The following is a 13,274-nucleotide window of genomic DNA, read 5'->3' as shown; positions in this document are numbered from 1 at the left end:
TATGAAAAAAATCATATTAATTGGTTCTGGTGGTTCAGGAAAATCTACATTAGCAAAGCAGTTAGGAAATAAACTAAATATTAAGGTGCATCATCTTGATGCATTGTTTTGGAAAGCGAACTGGGAAGGTGTTCCTCGAGAAGAACAAAGAAAAGTTCAAAAAAACTTAATTAAAGAAGAAGAGTGGATTATTGATGGGAATTATGGCGGGACGATGGATTTAAGACTGAATGCAGCGGATACAATTATCTTTCTTGATATTCATAGAACGATTTGTGTTTATCGTGCTTTTAAAAGAATTGTACAATATCGAAATAAAACAAGACCGGATATGGGTGCCGGATGTGAAGAAAGACTAGATTTACAATTCTTTAAATGGATATGGGAGTATCCGAATAAGAAAAAACCTGCCATTTTAAAAAGACTAGATCAATTAAGTAAAGGAAAAGAAGTGATTATTTTAAAATCTCCAAATGAAGTGAAACGGTTTTTGAAGAAGTACGATAAGATAAGTAGTTAGATTTTAAAAAGAAGTAATATGGGGGGATACTATTGAATACATTCATTCGCTCGATTGATTCTAATATGATGGAAATTCCAGCAGGAGAGGTAGTATTAAGAGATGATCGAATAAAAAAAGAATGGCAAGTTCAAATAAAACCATTTCTTCTTGCAAAGTATGCTGTAACAATGGAAATATATAATGCCATTACAAATCCTACATTAAATAATGATAAAGATAGTAATAAACCAATTGTAAATATTTCATGGAATGATACAATTGCTTTTTGTAATTTACTTTCTAAACAAGCGGGATTAACAGCGTATTATTCTATTAGTGATGATGGAAAAAAGGTTAGTTGTAATATAGAATCTGACGGCTACCGATTGCCATCTGAGGCAGAGTGGCAATACGCATGTAAAGCAGGTACGACGGGATATACATATGGGGAACTTCAGAAAATAGCGTGGTATAATGAAAATTCAATTGGACAAATTCATGACGTCGGTAAAAAAGAGCCGAATGCATGGGGACTTTATGATATGTTAGGAAACGTTTGGGAATGGTGCTATGACTTGTATGATGAAAAAGTGTACGGATCGTACCGAATTTTTCGTGGTGGTAGTTGGGCTGAAGCAGCTAGAGGCTGCGGCGCGACTTGTCGCCGTCGTAGCCATCCTACATTTCATATAGACGATCTCGGTTTTAGGCTTGCTAGGTCAATTAAGCAGGAAAATGATACATAAAATACCGTGAAGAGTATGGAAAATATCCATACTCTTTACAACATAGAAATTTTAAAATGTAAGGAGTATTTTGAATGGCACGTATTTTATTCATTAACGCTGGATCAGAAGGACATATAAATCCAACATTACAAGTTGTAGAAGAACTGATTTCTCGCGGTGAAGAGGTCGTTTATTTTTCAATAGAGGCTTTCAGGGAGCGTATTGAGAAGACAGGTGCTACTGTACGAACGATAGATGATCAAAAATTTATACAAGCATTTCTTTCCGGTGGTCGAAATTATTTACAGGAAAGAATAAACGGCCTTCTACATACAGCAGATATTGTAATACCTAGTGTTTTAGAGCAAATTGAAGGAGAATATTTTGATTACATGATCCACGATTCTATGTTTGGCTGTGGTCATTTAATTGCCCAAATTCTTAATCTTCCGGCCATAAATTCCTGTACATCTTTTGCGCAGGATGAAAAATCATTTAAACAAATGTTAGACCATCTTTCTAAAAATATCCCAGTGGAAGTGCAGAATAGAATATATAATGATTTTCAAAACTTAACTAGAGAAATTGCAGGGAAATATGGTGTTGAAATAAATTCACCGTATGAAGTTTTCTATAATCCAGCACCGCTTACTATTGTGTATACGATTAAGGAGTTCCAACCTTTTGGTAATACGTTTAATGAAACATTTAAATTTGTAGGTCCATCTATTTCTGCACAAGGGGAAAATGAAGATTTTGATTATACTTCAATTGAAGAACAAAGCCTGATTTACATTTCACTAGGTACTGTTTTTAATGAAGCAATTAATTTTTATAAACTTTGTATGAAGGCATTCGAAAATAGTAAACATACAATTGTTATGTCTATTGGTAGTAAAACGAAAATAAGTGATTTAGGTGATATTCCTAAAAACTTCATTATGAAAAACTATGTACCGCAAACTGAACTACTTACATATACAAAATTATTTATTACACATGGCGGGATGAACAGTATGCATGAAGGGCTATATAACGGGGTTCCACTCGTTGTAATTCCGCAAAGTGCAGATCAGCCAGTAATCGCAAAGCAAGTGGAGAGTCTCGGAGCAGGAGTTAAATTGCAAATGCAAGGATTAACTGCGAATCAACTTAGTAAAAGTGTAGAAAAAGTATTAAGTAATCCATCATATAAAGAAGCTGCTTTGAATTTGAAGGAGTCTCTCCGAAAATCAGGTGGGTATACGCAAGCAGTTGATGAAATTTTTAAATTTACTGGCCGGTATTAAAACTATATATGTGAAAGGGTGTCTATATTAAGTGATGTAGACACTTTTATGTTATATGAAGCGAGGAATTAATTATATGGAAAGAATGAAAGTATTAAATGTGAATTTTGAAGATATGACAGCTACACCATTTTTTCAAGTGGAGGCAAAAAATAGAATTAGATTCGATATAGAATTATTTGAGGGGAATTTGAGAAAATTAAGAGGACTACTGACTGAACTTTTTAAAAGCCCCGATACAATTGACGTTTCATTTACTTCCGGTTATATAACATATGGTAAAAGTAAGAGAGTAAATGAGAAAACAAAAATTGGAAGGTTCATGAAGATTAAAAATTGGACAGAAACGCAAGTAGACGTTGATGATCTTGAAAGTACAATCATATTTACTACGATTAAAGGTGTCAATGAAGATGAAGTATATAAATATTGCAAGTATGTCGTTAATGGTGGTCAGCAAGCGTATATTTCTTTTTATAACGATACTTATTTGCTGTATATATGTACAGACGTAATTGACATTATTTCACCAGATACAAGTTTAATAGAAAAATTAAAAATCCAATACTATGAAGAGTATGACAAGTTTTATGAGACTATTTTGAAACATTAAGGATTATTCGCAATACATAAGTAATTTCACGTATCCAATAGAGATATATATTGAATATGGAAATGGAAGGGTGTTTCAAAAAATTTAATCTCACATTACTATGCATATCAAGTTGATTAAGAAATATTTCGAGAAGACTTGGTGCAATCCATCCGCTTATACAAAATGCTTTTATCTGGCCTTTTTTTACAAGATTTATAATTGCTATTGTGCACTTTTACTTTATAATTTTAAGATGTAGTTTTATATGTTAGTAATAATTTCACTGTTTCTGCACAATTTCTGCACGTGTTTAGGTAATTTCTATGTCATGATATATTCAGTAAGTGAAATATATCACATGGAATGAAATATTTCTTTACTACGGTGTATGCATAAATTACGCATACATCACTACAATATTGTCTCGTGTTATTCTTTTACATCAAAGCCCACATTACACTACGAAGTATAACAAGAAGGGGACATGAACATGAATAATCGAATTTTAAAACATCTACAGAACATGAAAATGAACAAAAAAAGTCTAGGAGCTGTTGCATTAACAGCGGGAATTATCGGCACGACACTTATTCCTCAAAATGCTTACGCGCATGGTTTTGTTGAAAAGCCTGGTAGCCGTTCCGCTTTATGTAGTCCAACTTATGGTGCACTAAATGTAAACTGCGGAAGTGTTATGTATGAACCACAAAGCTTAGAAGCACCAAAAGGATTCCCGCAAGCTGGTCCAGTTGATGGACAAATCGCTTCTGCAGGCGGAAAATTTGGTGGTATTTTGGATCAACAAACAGCGGATCGTTGGTTTAAAAATACAATCACTGGCGGAGAAAATACGTTTACTTGGAAGTTTACAGCGCCACATTTAACAAGCAAATGGCACTACTACATTACTAAAATAGGCTGGAATCCAAATAAAGCACTAACAAGAGCAGACTTTGAGCCAATTGGAACTGTACAACATGATGGTTCCGCAGCTTCAAATAATGTAGCACACAAAATCAATGTACCTACGGATCGTAGTGGCTACCATGTGATTTTAGCTGTATGGGATGTAGCTGATACAGCAAATGCGTTCTATAATGTAATTGATGTAAATCTCATCAATAATGTGAAACCAGACACAGAAGCGCCAAGTATTCCAAATGGAATTCAGACACAAAAAGTAACAGCGAATAGTATAGAACTAACATGGAACACTTCTACGGATAATGTAGGAGTAAAAGGGTATCAAATCTTCCGTAACGGAGAGATGATTGACACCGTACCAGGCACTCATTTTATTGATAAGAAATTACAACCAAGTACAGAATACTCTTATACTGTAAAAGCAATTGACGCAGCTGGCAATGTATCGAAAGAAAGTACAGCGCTTACAGCAAAAACAACAGTTGAGGCTCCTGATACAGAAGCACCAACACAACCAAAAGGATTACATAGTATGGGAACGACAGCGTCAAGTGTGGACCTAATGTGGAGTCCATCTGACGATAATGTTGGTGTAGACCATTACGATATTTATAGAGAAATAGAAGGAACAATGAAAAAAATCGCAACATCTAATACGACTTCTTATATGGATAATAATTTACTCGCTAATAAGACTTATAAATATGTAGTGAAAGCTGTTGATGTAGCTGGAAATGAATCCGTACAAAGTGATATATTCACAATTACTACAAAAACTGAAAGCGTTTCATATGGAGAGTGGGATGCAAAGAAAGCGTATAAAAAGGGTGATAGAGTCCTATACGAAGGAAAAGTGTATGAAGCCGTACAAAATCATCAAGGAAATGGGGATCCAAACTGGATTTATGCTTTATCCTTATGGAGAGCAGTGTAAGTTTTACCTCAAAATGAAATAAAAGATAATGGGCTTTGATGCAAAAAAAGGAAGCTTGAGAATTCACTTTTCTGCTTATAAAAAAGACGACGTATTCAGCGTCGTCTTTTTTATAAATTTTACTTTCCTCCATTAAATGATGATAAGTCCCGTAATTAAACAAAAGCGTTAATATAATAAAAAAGGAGAAATGAGAAATGTATAGAAAAATCGTTGAGTATGATTCTAAAATGTTTTTAAAAATGTGGTGAGTGAAAAAAAGAACCCTTTATAAAAGGGGTTCTTCTGGTGAGTGAATCTATTAATTGCAATCTTGATAATATTCATCACATGAATCGTTATTCTCGTTACAGCAAATACAAAATGTTTTTTGGACAAATAAACTAACTATACTAGTAGAACCTTCCTGTTTTGTAAGAGTAAGACTTTGAAAATCTTCAACTTGAAATATTTTTGTTTGAACAGGTTGTAATGTTGTAGTAATTGGGCGGCTAGATTTTCTTGTGAGAATAGTTACTTGAACGGGTGCACTCATGCCGACGACGAATAACTGAATTAATGTTTTATTATGATTGTTTGTAAAATCCTCGAATACAGTTTGTGGAGCAGTGGTTTCAAGGAAAACAGATACAGGTATATTTCCATTTGCATTTTCTGCAGAACCAGCAATTGTATGGGTTTCAATAAAACAGTTATTTTTTTGATCGTCCGAATGTGATTGTTTTTTATAATATTTTTTACCATCTTTATAAAAATAATTTGCCATACTTATGTTACTCTCCTTTCTTTGAGATATCAATATATATTATTAAACAAAAGGAAAAAGTGCTTGTACAAAAGGTTAACATCCGCTATCGTAAATAATTGAAAACGCTATTTGATATGTATATAATTTGAGAATGTTTTAGTTTTTAAGTAAAAATAAAGCACACATTAAAGTGTGCTCCTATGAAAGCTTTAAATTTGTATGACTAAATAGTCACCATACAATAAAATATGCTTATTTAATATAAATGTGTGTCGAATCTATAATAATATATTTCGGCTCACATTGCGTTTTTATTACCGAATTTGTGCAACCGTTAACGCTGCCGAACGAATGTCTACAGTACCAATTACTTCAACGGGTACAATTTGAATTAAATCACCAGGGTTTAAGTTAATGAGAATGACACCACTGGATACATCAACTTCACCAGTGCCAAAAATATTAGAACGGACTGCGGTTCCAGATCCTGCAATAATATTAGTTGATGAGTTTAGTGTCAAGAAAAATCGTGCTGCTTCCGGTGCTACGGGAACATTATCAAGGCTAATTGTTAGTGTATAACTAATTTGATATATACCAGCTATTTGAATTCTAATACCAGTTCCAATACTAATTGTATCATTTATTACGGGAACGGTAATATTAGGATTTGGCCCTGTACTAGGTAATAGTAGTGGGGTGAATAATGTTGCAAATTGAGGTGAAGTAGCATTGAAAGCAAAACCAAGGGCAGGTAGTGTACTAGGGGCTTGTGCACCACAATTAAAGTGCGTGAATTTACGACTAGATGAGAGCATATTTTCACTCCTTTCTTTCATTTAGATAACGTAAGTAATAATCTCACGTTTTGGACAAGCATAATACAATATATGAAAATTTATAGTACAAAGTGCAGAAGTGTTACTATTACGGATAATTTTTAATTTTATATAGAAAAAAGCAGCTAGCCGAATTAGCAAACTACTTGGTAGGTTTTTAAAGAGAAAACAGGAGAATATTGACGGGATATAGATCTTTATTCAGAGGGTTCAAATACCATTAAAGAAAAAAATATAGCATACCGCATTCCAAATCATGCAATCTAAATAATTGTAAAGGTTATATATTATAAAACCTATATAAATAGTCCTCTTGAAAAATTTTGAAATTGGCTAGCAATACAGGGGTAGGTGTAATAGTATCAATTTTAAATTTTATATAGAAGTCACTATTAGGTACATGAATGTATGACTCTCAATACATGGGGATTAAATTTTTTGTACAAAAATTTCATCTTGCGGGTCGTTGTTTTTAATAACTCGAAAGCGGTAGGAACATTATACTGCCAGCAAATTGAAAGTTTATAGATATGATATTAGAATATCCACCAAAAATAATTCAAAACGAATAAGATACAAAAAAGGTTACTATAAGAATACTTCATGTAAATTCATATAGTAACCTTTCTATTATGATAATACTTTCGTCATAAGTATATGTGGAATGCTATCTTCCATAAATACATTGGAAGAAGTTTGATAGTCTAATTTTTTATAAAATCCTTCAGCTTGTGTTTGCCCGTGTAGTTTCACTTTTGTAGCTTTTTTGCTACGGGCAATTTCTTCTAACGTTTGAATAATTACTTTACCTAATCCGTATGTACGATAATCTTTTAAAATACAAATGCGTTCTAGTTTTCCGGCACCATCAACAAATCGTATACGACCTGTACCTACAGGAAGCTCATTATAATAAACTAAAATATGTTTACATTCTTCACCGATTTCATCAAATATATCGAATTCATCTTCAAGAGGAACACCTTGTTCTTTTACAAATACTTCTTTTCGAATGTGAAAGGCAGTTTCTAAATCTGTAAGTTTTGTTATGAGTTTGGATTGCAAATTGTTCAGCCCTTTCTAGTGTAATCAGTTTTTGTTTTCATAGTATATCATAATAAATAGCTATAAAGAGAAGAAGAAAATAATAAAAAGCCGACTTTAAAAAGTCAGCTTTCATTATAGTTCCTTTATCCCGTTTTTAGTACCGATAATGGCTTTCCTTGTCATATTTATAAACAATCCTGAATCAACTACACCAGTAATCATTTTTAATTGTTCGTGTAAATTAGCAGGATTAGATATATGATTAGGAAATATACAATCGATAATCATGTTATTATTATCGGTAATAAAGGTTTCATTATTTTTTATACGTAACGTTGTTTGACACCCTAAAGATTGAATTTTACTTTCGGTTTGTTTCCATGAAAAAGGGATAATTTCAACAGGCAATGGGAAATTACCTAAACGAGCCACAAGTTTTGATTCATCAGCAATAATAATGAGTTCTTTAGAGGAGGAGGCAACAATTTTCTCACGAAGTAATGCGCCACCGCCGCCTTTTATAAGCTGTAAATCGGAATCAATTTCATCCGCTCCATCAATTGTAAGATCAAGACTTTGTACGTCATTTAAAGAAATCAGCGGGATGTTTAGTTGCTTTGCTAAAGCTTCAGTTTCCTTTGATGTTGGAACAGCTTGAAAGTATAGTCCTTCTTGTACAAGTTGACCTAATTTTTGTATCGTCCAATATACGGTAGATCCTGTGCCTAGTCCAATGTTCATTCCATCTTTTACAAAGTTAGCAGCATATTCGCCAACAAGTTGTTTTAAATTCATCATTTTACTCCGCTGGGCGTGGACCGGCAGCTAATCCTGAATTTTCAACTGTAAGTACCGGACGAACGACTATATCTTTATGTACACGCATTTGACAAGATAATCGTAAATGATCTTCAATCCCTTTTTCTGTCATCGCATTTTTTTCATTCGCACTCGCTTCACAGAAATCACCCGCTATAATTTCTACTCTACAAGTTGTGCAACGTGCATTTCCACCACAACGATGAAGAATGTTTACACCGTTATCTTCAATTGCTAATACTAACTTTGTTCCTTCTTTCACATCAAAAGTGCCAGCACCTTCAATTGTTAATTTTGGCAAATTTGTTCCTCCTCACGTAAAATTGTACATAACATATTTATGACCGCGAATTATTGAACATAAACATTATTTTTTTATAAGTCCCGTAACTTTTTCGTTTCATCAATCGTTTATTAAGTAAGCGCTGAAAAGGAGTGGTTATTTTGTGCACAAAAGTAACGCAATTGTTTAAGAAACATATCGATATGAATCATTCAAATATAAATTTTTTGATTGAAAATTATGCAGAGTTAAAAAGGTATTGTACATTTTTAACGAAAAACAGATGGGATGGGGAAGATCTTGCCCAAGAAACAGTTTGTAAAGTTCTTCAAAAATATAGTAATAAAGATATTTGCATGACACTTGTATATAAAATAGCTAGAAATCGTTGGTTAGACCAGATAAAGTCAAAATCAGTTCATGAAAAAATAAGGGAACAAATTACTTTCGAAGAACCACATGAAAAAATTGCAGATTTGCATGAAATGGTAGGGAAAGTATTATCTTCATTAAATGTACAACAATCCACAATTTTATTATTAAAGGATGTTTTTCAATATAGTATTGCTGATATCGCTAAAGTATGTTCTGTATCGGAAGGAGCAGTGAAAGCTTCTTTATTTCGGAGTAGAAATAGGCTGAAAACTGTAAGTGAAGAAGGGCTTGAAATCGTTGAATTCACAGAAGATATTGATATTGTTGTAACGTCTATTCGTGAAGAAAGGCCGGAATTGTTAACTAAGCTTCTTCCAACAATAGATTTTACGAAGTTACCAACTAAACAACCTGTCTTATTACTCAGTGCGAAAAACTCTTCTTCCTACAGTTGTATGCTTTGTGCGGCATAACAATTATTGGAGGGATTTAAAATGAATGCAATTCCATATGTAGTAGAGCAAACGAAATTAGGAGAACGTTCCTATGATATATATTCAAGGTTATTAAAAGACAGAATTATTATTATCGGTTCAGAAATTAACGATCAAGTAGCGAGTAGTGTTGTAGCTCAATTATTATTTCTAGAAGCGGAAGATGCAGAGAAAGATATATATTTATACATTAATAGCCCAGGCGGATCAACGACAGCAGGTTTTGCAATATTAGATACAATGAACTTAATTAAACCAGACGTGCAAACACTTTGTATGGGATTTGCAGCATCATTTGGTGCGTTGTTACTCTTATCAGGTGCAAAAGGAAAACGATTTGCATTGCCTAACAGTGAAATTATGATTCATCAACCGCTTGGTGGTGCGCAAGGGCAGGCAACTGAAATCGAAATAACAGCAAAAAGAATTTTAAAGCTAAAGCATGATATTAATAAAATGATTGCAGAAAAAACAGGGCAACCGATTGAAAGGGTAGCACATGATACAGAAAGAGATTATTTTATGACTGCAGAAGAAGCGAAGGAATATGGGATTGTAGATGATGTTGTTACGAAAAAATAAGATAAAACAGGCTAGAGAATATGCGAATTCTCTAGCCTGTTTTATTAATCTTTTATCCATTCATCAACTAACGATTGATTCTTTTCAATCCATTTTCGTGCTGCTTCTTCTGGATCTTTCGTTTTATTTAGCATGACCATTAACGTACCAAGCTGCTCATCGTTCATTTTCCATTTATCAAAGTATTTCACAATATCCGGATGATCTTTTTCGAAACCTTTACGAACGGAGTAATAAATGTCATCTTTTTCACCATATACTTTCTTAGGGTCTTTTAAATATTTTAAATCAAATTCTGAAAAACCCCAATGAGGATTCCAAAGCGTAACAGCGATTGGTTTCTTTTTCGTATATGCCTTTTTTAATTCACTCATCATCGCAGCTTCTGAAGATTGGACAAGTTTTAGTTTAATATCATATTCCTTCATCGCCTTATTTGTTAAATTCATTAGGCTGCTGCCAGGTTCGATTCCGACAATTTTGTTATCTAGTTCATCTTTATGTGCATTTAAATCCTCGATACTGTTTATGTTTTTCAAATAAGAAGGAACGACAAGGCCAAGCCCTGTACCTTCATACCATTTTGATTTTAAGACAATGTCATTTTTATATCGATCATTTAATGGTTTATCCGTAACAGGCAGCCATACTTCTAAATTTGCATCAACATCACCACGAGCGACACCAGTCCAAATTGCAGCTTTTTCTAAATACATGAGTTCAACTTTGTAGCCTTTTTGTTCTAATAACACTTTCCACATGTTTGCAGTTGCAATATTTTCTTTCCAACTTGTTACACCAAGTTTAATTTTTCCTTTCGAATTTGCATTTGTTGCATTACATGAGGTGAAAATCATAGTAATAAATAATGCAAGGCATATAAGCCATATTTTCTTTCGCATCGAAAACCTCCTAAGTAACGTTTGCCTTTTTAAATAAATGTATAAGTAAGCATTCTTATTATGAACGGAAATGAGAATTTTAAAAGAAAGCTTATGAATGTCATTTTTATGTAATATTTCTTTGTAAAATCGCAACACTATGTAAATAGATGGGTAGAAAAGGAGTAGTGACATGGATAATACAAAGGTGCGTGTTGAAAACGTAACAAAAGTATTTGGGAAACATCCGCAAAGAGCGCTTACCTTATTAAAAGAAGGAAAAAGCAAATCCGAAATTTTAAAAGAGACAGGAATGAACGTTGGTGTGAAAAAGGCAACGTTTGAAGTATACACCGGAGAAATTTTCGTTATTATGGGTTTATCCGGTAGCGGGAAATCAACGCTAGTTCGAATGCTAAATCAATTAATCAAACCGACAGCGGGGCATATATACATAGATGGTGAAGACATTGCAACGATGGGAAAAGAAGAGTTACGAAGAGTGAGAAGAACGAAAATGAGTATGGTGTTTCAGAAGTTTGCTCTATTTCCGCATCGTACTGTTTTACAAAATGTTGCATACGGATTAGAAATACAAGGAGTTCCAGTAGAGGAACGAGAGAAAAAAGCGTTAGAGTCACTTAAGTTAGTGGGACTCGATCATCATAAAGACAATTATCCAAGTCAACTTAGTGGTGGGATGCAACAGCGAGTTGGTATTGCGAGAGCGCTTACGAATGATCCGGATGTTTTACTTATGGATGAATCATTTAGTGCATTGGATCCGCTTATTCGAAAAGAAATGCAAGATGAATTGTTAGAGCTACAAGATAAAATGGAGAAAACAATAATATTTATTACTCATGATTTAGATGAAGCACTTCGAATTGGAGATCGTATTGCATTAATGAAAGATGGAGAAATTGTTCAAATTGGAACGCCGGAAGAAATTATGATGAGCCCTGCTAATGAATTTGTAGAGAAATTCGTTGCGGATGTGAATTTAGGAAAAGTAATTACGGCGGAGTCTATATTAAAACGACCGGAGACTTTATTAATTGACCGTGGACCTCGTGTGGCACTACAAATTATGAGGAATGCGGGCGTTTCTACAGTATATGTTGTAAATAAAAAGTATGAGTTTTTAGGTATATTAACCGCAGATGATGCAAGTAAAGCAGTACAAAAACAGTGGCCGATTGCTGATTTATTACTTAATGATATTCCGCACGTTTATTTAGATACTTTACTTGAAGAGACGTATGCAAAAATGGCAGAGATGAAATATCCGTTACCCGTTATTGATGAGAAGAAAAGGTTAAGAGGAATTATTAAACGTGAAAGTGTCATTCAAGCTCTTGCAGGTAACATTGAGGAAGAGGTGAAAGACGATGAATAGTATACCGCGTATTCCATTAGGGGAATGGGTCGACTCGTTTGTTGCAAGTTTATATGAGAACTTTGAAGGTTTGTTCCGAGGATTCTCGTATATTATCGGAGGATTCGTTGATTTACTCACTAATTTTTTAACAATAATACCAGCCATATTGATGATTATTATCCTATGTTTCTTCATTTGGTACACAACGAGAAAATTATCTTTAGTTATTTTTACACTCATCGGATTGTTATTTATTTTAAATATTAACTATTGGGCACAAACGATGCAAACATTAGCACTCGTACTTACGTCTGTTATTATTTCGATTATTGTCGGAATTCCAATCGGTATTTTAGCATCTCAAAATGAGCGTTTCTCAAAGTTTTTAAAACCAACATTAGATTTTATGCAAACAATGCCCGCATTCGTATATCTCATACCAGCGATTACATTTTTCGGAGTAGGTGTAGTACCTGGCATAATTGCATCAGTAATCTTTGCGATGCCACCAACAATCAGATTTACAGACTTAGGAATTAGACAAGTTCCGGAAGATTTAATTGAAGCAGCGAATGCATTTGGATCCACAGCATCACAAAAACTATTTAAAGTACAATTACCACTCGCAACTGGGACGATCATGGCCGGAGTGAATCAAAGTATTATGCTTTCGTTATCGATGGTTGTAACAGCGTCACTTGTAGGAGCACCAGGACTAGGAGTAGATGTGTACCGTTCTGTAACACAAGTTAATATCGGAATGGGATTTGAAGCGGGACTAGCCATTGTTGTCATCGCGATTATATTAGACCGCATTACACAAGGATTTCATCAAAAAAGAAAATAACAAAAA

Annotated in this window: 15 protein-coding genes; 9 read left to right on the top strand and 6 right to left on the bottom strand. The window is 33.8% G+C overall.

Annotated elements, in window-relative coordinates; translation table 11 throughout:
- Position 1: 1 nt before the first annotated feature.
- From JDS98_RS01685 to JDS98_RS01665, 5 genes are all read left to right on the top strand, one after another.
- On the top strand, positions 2-520 hold the full coding sequence (locus JDS98_RS01685) for a DNA topology modulation protein (protein WP_098711364.1): 519 nt from the start codon (positions 2-4) through the stop codon (positions 518-520).
- A gap of 32 nt (positions 521-552) precedes the next feature.
- Positions 553-1,248, top strand: coding sequence for a formylglycine-generating enzyme family protein (locus JDS98_RS01680; protein ID WP_106080550.1), 696 nt, complete (start codon positions 553-555; stop codon positions 1,246-1,248).
- A 74-nt stretch (positions 1,249-1,322) separates the two neighbouring features.
- Complete coding sequence (locus tag JDS98_RS01675; protein ID WP_199633477.1) at positions 1,323-2,519, top strand: macrolide family glycosyltransferase; 1,197 nt, start codon at positions 1,323-1,325, stop codon at positions 2,517-2,519.
- Between the two features lie 76 nt (positions 2,520-2,595).
- Positions 2,596-3,132, top strand: coding sequence for a phosphatase (locus JDS98_RS01670; RefSeq protein WP_098226786.1), 537 nt, complete (start codon positions 2,596-2,598; stop codon positions 3,130-3,132).
- A 472-nt stretch (positions 3,133-3,604) separates the two neighbouring features.
- Positions 3,605-4,972, top strand: coding sequence for a lytic polysaccharide monooxygenase (locus tag JDS98_RS01665; protein ID WP_001065212.1), 1,368 nt, complete (start codon positions 3,605-3,607; stop codon positions 4,970-4,972).
- A 301-nt stretch (positions 4,973-5,273) separates the two neighbouring features.
- On the opposite strand, the gene JDS98_RS01660 is transcribed toward JDS98_RS01665, so the two are convergent.
- From JDS98_RS01660 to JDS98_RS01640, 5 genes are all read right to left on the bottom strand, one after another.
- Positions 5,274-5,738 carry a hypothetical protein gene (locus JDS98_RS01660; protein WP_000024959.1) on the bottom strand — a complete coding sequence of 155 codons (465 nt, stop codon included), beginning with the start codon at positions 5,736-5,738 and terminating at the stop codon, positions 5,274-5,276.
- Positions 5,739-6,034: 296 nt separating this feature from the next.
- On the bottom strand, positions 6,035-6,538 hold the full coding sequence (exsF, locus tag JDS98_RS01655) for an exosporium protein ExsF (protein WP_000953228.1): 504 nt from the start codon (positions 6,536-6,538) through the stop codon (positions 6,035-6,037).
- Positions 6,539-7,189: 651 nt separating this feature from the next.
- A complete protein-coding gene (locus tag JDS98_RS01650; RefSeq protein ID WP_199633476.1) occupies positions 7,190-7,624 on the bottom strand; it encodes a GNAT family N-acetyltransferase in 435 nt (144 codons plus the stop codon).
- A gap of 114 nt (positions 7,625-7,738) precedes the next feature.
- Entirely contained in the window at positions 7,739-8,401 is a 663-nt protein-coding gene (gene rpiA / locus JDS98_RS01645; RefSeq protein WP_001050007.1) for a ribose 5-phosphate isomerase A, read from the bottom strand.
- 4 nt (positions 8,402-8,405) lie between these two features.
- The gene (locus tag JDS98_RS01640) at positions 8,406-8,726 is read right to left on the bottom strand and encodes a 2Fe-2S iron-sulfur cluster-binding protein (RefSeq protein ID WP_001125383.1); all 321 of its coding nucleotides are present in this window, start codon (positions 8,724-8,726) and stop codon (positions 8,406-8,408) included.
- A gap of 143 nt (positions 8,727-8,869) precedes the next feature.
- Here JDS98_RS01640 and JDS98_RS01635 point away from each other — a divergent pair, with 143 nt between their 5' ends.
- Both JDS98_RS01635 and clpP read left to right on the top strand, forming a co-directional pair.
- Positions 8,870-9,556, top strand: a complete 687-nt coding sequence (locus JDS98_RS01635; protein ID WP_000337531.1) for an RNA polymerase subunit sigma-70 — start codon at positions 8,870-8,872, stop codon at positions 9,554-9,556.
- Between the two features lie 21 nt (positions 9,557-9,577).
- Positions 9,578-10,159 (top strand): ATP-dependent Clp endopeptidase proteolytic subunit ClpP, encoded by a 582-nt coding sequence (gene clpP / locus JDS98_RS01630; RefSeq protein ID WP_000991620.1) that lies wholly within the window; start codon positions 9,578-9,580, stop codon positions 10,157-10,159.
- A gap of 44 nt (positions 10,160-10,203) precedes the next feature.
- Here clpP and JDS98_RS01625 read toward each other — a convergent pair whose 3' ends face one another.
- A complete protein-coding gene (locus JDS98_RS01625; protein WP_001227651.1) occupies positions 10,204-11,061 on the bottom strand; it encodes a glycine betaine ABC transporter substrate-binding protein in 858 nt (285 codons plus the stop codon).
- Between the two features lie 172 nt (positions 11,062-11,233).
- Between JDS98_RS01625 and JDS98_RS01620 the strand changes: the two genes are divergently transcribed.
- Complete coding sequence (locus JDS98_RS01620) at positions 11,234-12,439, top strand: quaternary amine ABC transporter ATP-binding protein (protein WP_098911909.1); 1,206 nt, start codon at positions 11,234-11,236, stop codon at positions 12,437-12,439.
- Positions 12,432-13,268, top strand: coding sequence for an ABC transporter permease (locus JDS98_RS01615; protein ID WP_001084771.1), 837 nt, complete (start codon positions 12,432-12,434; stop codon positions 13,266-13,268). Before JDS98_RS01620 ends, JDS98_RS01615 begins: the two co-directional genes overlap by 8 nt.
- Positions 13,269-13,274 lie beyond the last annotated feature (6 nt).

This window comes from Bacillus cereus group sp. N11, from assembly GCF_016483605.1.
GTDB classification, from domain to species: domain Bacteria; phylum Bacillota; class Bacilli; order Bacillales; family Bacillaceae_G; genus Bacillus_A; species Bacillus_A toyonensis.
The sequence above is the reverse complement of the archived record's forward strand: the minus strand, read 5'-3'. Positions and strand labels throughout refer to the sequence as shown.